General features: G+C 46.9%; 1 protein-coding gene. It reads left to right on the forward strand.

Going from position 1 to position 1368, the window contains the following annotated elements; translation table 11 throughout:
* Window positions 1-1368, forward strand: a 1368-nt coding sequence (gene atpA, locus A3757_RS24765; RefSeq protein WP_068740485.1) for a F0F1 ATP synthase subunit alpha, incomplete at both ends; no start/stop codon positions are given.

Here is a 1368-nt window from a genome sequence, read left to right on the forward strand (position 1 = left end):
GCTGAGATCAGCGAAATTATTAAGAAGCGCATCGAAACTCTCGATGTTTCTTCTGAAGCCCAAAATGAGGGCACTATCGTCAGTGTATCTGACGGTATCGTTCTAATTCACGGTCTTGCCGACGTAATGTATGGTGAGATGGTAGAGTTTGAAACCGGCGTATACGGTATGGCGCTTAACCTAGAGCGTGATTCTGTAGGTGTCGTTGTCCTAGGTGACCCTAAAGGTCTTGCCGAAGGTCAGAAAGCAAAATGTACGGGTCGTATCCTAGAAGTACCAATCGGTGAAGCAATGCTTGGCCGTGTTGTTGATGCACTAGGTAACCCAATTGATGGTAAAGGTCCTATCGAGACTACGCTAACTGCACCTTTAGAAAAAGTTGCACCAGGTGTAATCGCACGTCAATCAGTTGATGAGCCAGTACAAACTGGTTTGAAAGCGATTGACTCAATGGTACCTATCGGCCGTGGCCAGCGTGAGTTGATCATCGGTGACCGTCAGACTGGTAAGACTGCAATCGCTATCGATGCAATCATTAACCAGAAGAACACAGGTGTTAAGTGTATCTATGTAGCAGTTGGTCAGAAGCAATCTTCTATCGCTGCGGTTGTACGTAAACTTGAAGAGCATGACGCAATGGATCACACGATCATTGTTGCGGCAGGTGCAGCTGATCCAGCAGCAATGTTGTTCTTAGCGCCATACGGCGGTACAACAATGGGTGAATACTTCCGTGACCGCGGTGAAGACGCATTGATCGTATTTGATGATTTGACCAAGCAAGCTTGGGCATACCGTCAGATTTCATTGCTACTACGTCGTCCACCAGGTCGTGAAGCATATCCAGGTGACGTATTCTACTTGCACTCACGTCTACTAGAGCGTGCATCACGTGTAAACGCTGATTACGTTGAGCAGTTCACCAATGGTGAAGTTAAGGGCCAAACTGGTTCATTGACAGCTCTACCGATCATCGAAACACAAGGTGGTGACGTATCTGCATTCGTACCAACTAACGTAATTTCGATTACAGATGGTCAGATCTTCCTTGAGACCAACCTATTTAACTCTGGTATTCGTCCTGCAATGAACGCAGGTATTTCGGTATCACGAGTTGGTGGTGCAGCTCAGACTAAGATCATCAAGAAGTTAGGTGGTAGCGTACGTTTGGCTTTGGCTCAGTATCGTGAATTGGCAGCATTTGCTCAGTTCGCATCAGACCTTGATGATGCAACACGTAAGCAGCTAGAGCACGGTCAGCGTGTGACAGAGCTTATGAAGCAAAAGCAGTACAGCCCACAAAGCGTTGCTGAAATGGGTATCGTTCTTTATGCCGCTAATGAAGGCTTCTTGGATGATGTGCCAGTA

This window comes from Oleiphilus sp. HI0117, from assembly GCF_001635235.1.